The sequence below is a fragment of the Hydrogenophaga sp. GW456-12-10-14-TSB4 genome (genome assembly GCF_059424305.1).
On record NZ_JBWKZH010000094.1, the window covers coordinates 1 to 3,707 of the forward strand.

The following is a 3,707-nucleotide window of genomic DNA, read 5'->3' on the forward strand; positions in this document are numbered from 1 at the left end:
GGAAAAGAGAGGGGAGGAATCAGACGGAGAGGTAGGACTTGATGCGCTGCTGGTCGGTGTCGGCGCGATCGGTCTCGTGCACCAGGCGGCCGCCCTCGATGACGAACAGACGGTCGGCCACGTCCATGGCGAACGAGAGCACCTGCTCGGAGACCACGATGGTGATCTTGCGCATCTTGCGGATCTCGTTGAGCGCCTTGGCGATGTCCTTGATGATGGACGGCTGGATGCCTTCGGTGGGCTCGTCGAGCAGCAGCACCTTGGGGTCGGTGACGAGCGCGCGCGCGATCGCCAGCTGCTGCTGCTGGCCGCCCGAGAGGTTGCCGCCCTTGCGCCGGCGCATGTCCCACAGCACCGGGAACAGGGCGTAGATTTCTTCGGGGATGGTCTTGTCCTTGGCGTTCTCCAGGCCGGTCTGGATGTTCTCTTCCACCGTGAGCGTGGGGAAGATCATGCGGCCCTGCGGCACGTAGGCGATGCCCTTGGCCACGCGCTGGAAGCTCTCCAGCTGCGAGACCTCCTGGCCGGCCACCGAGATGTGGCCGCTCTTGATCGGCAGCACGCCGATCAGGCTCTTGAACAGCGTGGTCTTGCCCATGCCGTTGCGGCCCATGATGGCCACGGTTTCGTTCTCGCGGCCCTCGAACGAGATGCCGTGCAGCGCCTGGCTCTGGCCATAGGCGACGACGAGGTCCTTGACTTTCAGCATGGTGGTGGTTCCTTCAGTGGCCGAGGTACACGTCGATGACTTTCGGGTCGGCCTGCACCTGGTCCATGGGGCCTTCGGCCAGGATCTTTCCCTGGTGCATGACGGTGACCTTGTGCGCGATCTTCTTGACGAAGTCCATGTCGTGCTCGATCACGATCACGGCGCGGTTCTGGCAGATGCGCTGCAGCAGCTCGGCGGTCAGGTCGCGCTCGCGCGCGCTCATGCCGGCGATGGGCTCGTCCAGCATCAGCAGCTCGGGCTCCTGCATCAGCAGCATGCCGATCTCCAGCCACTGCTTCTGCCCGTGCGAGAGCAGGCCGGCTTCGGTCTCCAGCTTGTCGCCCAGGCCGATGTCCTCGGCCACCGCCTTCACGCGGGCCTGGATCTCCTCGGTGGCGGTGAAGGCCAGCGCACCCCAGACCGAACGGCCCGAGGGAAAGGACACCTCCAGGTTCTGGAACACCGAGAGGTTCTCGTAGATCGACGGCGTCTGGAACTTGCGGCCGATGCCCTTGCGCACACGCTTGTGCTCGGGCACCCGGATGATTTCCTCGTTCTTGAACTTGATGCTGCCCGCGCTGGCCTTGGTCTTGCCGCAGATCAGGTCCAGCAGCGTGGTCTTGCCCGCGCCGTTGGGACCGATGATCACGCGCAGCTCGTTCTTGTCGACGTAGAGCGTGAGGGCGTCGATGGCCTTGAAGCCGTCGAAGGAGACCGTCAGGTCTTCCACGGAGAGGGCGAAGTCGGTGTTGCTCATGGTGTTGTCCTGCGGTGGCTCACACGCCCTGGCTGCGGGTGCCTTCGGGCAGCGTCACATCGACCGCAGGCGAGTTGGTCTTGGCCATCGGCGCGTGCGGCGGCGGCGAAGGCGGCTGGGGTCGCGCGGCCGAGGCCTCGCGCAGCGCGGCCTGGCGCGACTTCCACCAGGGCACGATCTTGCTTTCCCACAGCCCGGCCAGCCCCATCGGGAAGGCCATGGTCACGCCGATGAACAGGCCGGCCATCAGGAACAGCCAGAGGTCGGGAAAGCTCTCGGAGAAGAAGGTCTTGCCCGCATTGACCAGCAGCGCGCCGTACACCGCCCCCACCAGGCTCATGCGACCGCCCACGGCGGCGTAGATCACCATCTCGATCGAGGGCACGATGCCCACGAAGCTGGGCGACATGAAGCCCACCTGCAGCGTGAACAGCGCACCGCCGATGCCCGACAGCGCGGCGGCCAGGCAGAACACGAAGATGCGGAAGTCGGCCACGTCGTAGCCCGAGAAGCGCACGCGGTCTTCCTTGTCGCGCATGGCCAGCAGCAGGGTGCCGAGCTTGCTGGTCTGGATCCAGCGGCAGACCACGATGGACAGCACCAGCATGCCCACGCAGACGTAGTACAGGATGTATTTGGCGCTGTCGGTGCGCGTGTCCCAGCCCAGCAGGGTCTTGAGGTCGGTCATGCCGTTGACGCCACCGGTGTAGCCCTGCTGGCCGATGATGAGCACCGTGAGGATCAGCGCCACGGCCTGCGTGATGATGGCGAAGTACACCCCGCCCACACGCCGCTTGAACATGGCGAAGCTGATGAGCCAGGCGAGCAGCGTGGGCACCACGATGACGGCGGCCAGCGCGAACGGAAAGCTCTTGAACGGCACCCAGAACGAGGGCAGCTCGGTGAGCTGGTTCCAGTCCATGAAGTCGGGGATGCCGGGGGTGGACTGGATCTTCGTCGCTTCAGGGTCGGAGGCCTCCAGCTTGAGGAACATCGCCATCGCATAGCCACCGAGGCCGAAGAACACGCCCTGCCCCAGGCTGAGCACGCCGCCGTAGCCCCACAGCATCACCAGGCCGATGGCCACGAAGGCGTAGGTGAGGTACTTGCCGACCAGGTTGAGGCGGAAGATGTCGAGGCTGAGCGGCAGCACCACCGCGAGCAGCACGGTGAGCAAGACCAGGCTGGCGAGCTGGTAGCGGGTGATCCAGGCTTTCAGGGCGTTCATGACGGACTCCGGGAGACAAAGAAATCAACGACGCACCTTGGATGCGAACAAACCCTGAGGCCGCAGCATCAGGATCACGACGATCAACGACAGCGTGAGCATCTTGGCCATGGAGCCGGCCATGAAGAACTCGGTGATGGACTGCGTCTGGGCGATGCCGAAGGCCGAGACCACGGTGCCCAGCAGGCTGGCCGCGCCGCCGAAGGTGACGACCAGGAAGGCGTCGACGATGTAGAGCGAACCCGAGGTGGGGCCGGTGGAGCCGATGGTGGTGAAGGCCGCGCCGGCCACGCCGGCGATGCCGCAGCCGATGGCGAAGGTCAGGCGGTCGGTCTTCCTGGTGTCGATGCCGATGGCGTTGGCCATCACGCGGTTGCTCACCGTGGCGCGCACCCGCAGGCCCCAGCGGCTCTTGTGCAGCGCGATCAGCACGCCGGCGGTGACCACGATGGCCAGGGCCAGCACGAACATGCCGTTGATGGGAATGTCCAGCCCCTCGGCCGGCGCCCAGGAACCCAGCAGCCAGTCGGGCAGCGTGGGGCTCACTTCCTTGGGGCCGATGAAGGTGCGGAAGCACTGCTGCAGCGCCAGGCTGATGCCCCAGGTGGCCAGCAGCGTGTCCAGCGGGCGCTTGTACAGGTGGCGGATCAGCGCCCACTCCACCAGCCAGCCCGCGATGAAGGCGAAGAAGAAGGCGGCCACGATGGCGAACGGAAAGTACGCCGCCACCGCACCGGGGCTGATCTCATTGGCCAGCGTCGAGCCCAGGAAGACGGTGTAGGCGCCGATGGTCATGAACTCGCCATGCGCCATGTTGATCACGCCCATCTGCCCGAAGATGATGGCCAGGCCCAGCCCCATGAGCAGCAGCACCGCGAACAGGCTGAGGCCGGCGAAGCCCTGCATCAGGCCGATGTTGAGCAGGTCGTTGAAACTCATGTTGAAGACTCCAGGGCAGGAAGGGAGGCGGGGGGGGGGGGGGGGGGGGGGGGGGGGGGGCGGGGGGGGGGGGG

The 3,707-nt window shown here is 66.0% G+C and carries 4 protein-coding genes; all 4 read right to left on the reverse strand.

Features of this window, described 5'->3' with window-relative positions:
- Nucleotides 1-19: 19 nt before the first annotated feature.
- The 4 genes from urtE to urtB are packed head-to-tail and all read right to left on the reverse strand — an operon-like array spanning nucleotide 20 to nucleotide 3,633.
- Nucleotides 20-709 carry an urea ABC transporter ATP-binding subunit UrtE gene (urtE, locus tag AC07ZS_RS27615; protein ID WP_382153938.1) on the reverse strand — a complete coding sequence of 230 codons (690 nt, stop codon included), beginning with the start codon at nucleotides 707-709 and terminating at the stop codon, nucleotides 20-22.
- A 13-nt stretch (nucleotides 710-722) separates the two neighbouring features.
- A complete protein-coding gene (gene urtD, locus AC07ZS_RS27620; RefSeq protein ID WP_382322041.1) occupies nucleotides 723-1,466 on the reverse strand; it encodes an urea ABC transporter ATP-binding protein UrtD in 744 nt (247 codons plus the stop codon).
- 19 nt (nucleotides 1,467-1,485) lie between these two features.
- Nucleotides 1,486-2,694: an urea ABC transporter permease subunit UrtC gene (gene urtC / locus AC07ZS_RS27625; protein ID WP_494801646.1), complete on the reverse strand. Its 1,209-nt coding sequence runs from the start codon at nucleotides 2,692-2,694 to the stop codon at nucleotides 1,486-1,488.
- A 24-nt stretch (nucleotides 2,695-2,718) separates the two neighbouring features.
- Entirely contained in the window at nucleotides 2,719-3,633 is a 915-nt protein-coding gene (gene urtB / locus AC07ZS_RS27630; protein WP_494801647.1) for an urea ABC transporter permease subunit UrtB, read from the reverse strand.
- Nucleotides 3,634-3,707 lie beyond the last annotated feature (74 nt).

What these genes read in the sequence shown, in the direction of transcription:
- urtB (WP_494801647.1), bottom strand. Translation starts at nt 3,633, where the DNA reads ATGAGTTTCAACGACCTGCTCAACATCGGCCTGATGCAGGGCTTCGCC.
- urtC (WP_494801646.1), bottom strand. Translation starts at nt 2,694, where the DNA reads ATGAACGCCCTGAAAGCCTGGATCACCCGCTACCAGCTCGCCAGCCTG.
- urtE (WP_382153938.1), bottom strand. Translation starts at nt 709, where the DNA reads ATGCTGAAAGTCAAGGACCTCGTCGTCGCCTATGGCCAGAGCCAGGCG.
- urtD (WP_382322041.1), bottom strand. Translation starts at nt 1,466, where the DNA reads ATGAGCAACACCGACTTCGCCCTCTCCGTGGAAGACCTGACGGTCTCC.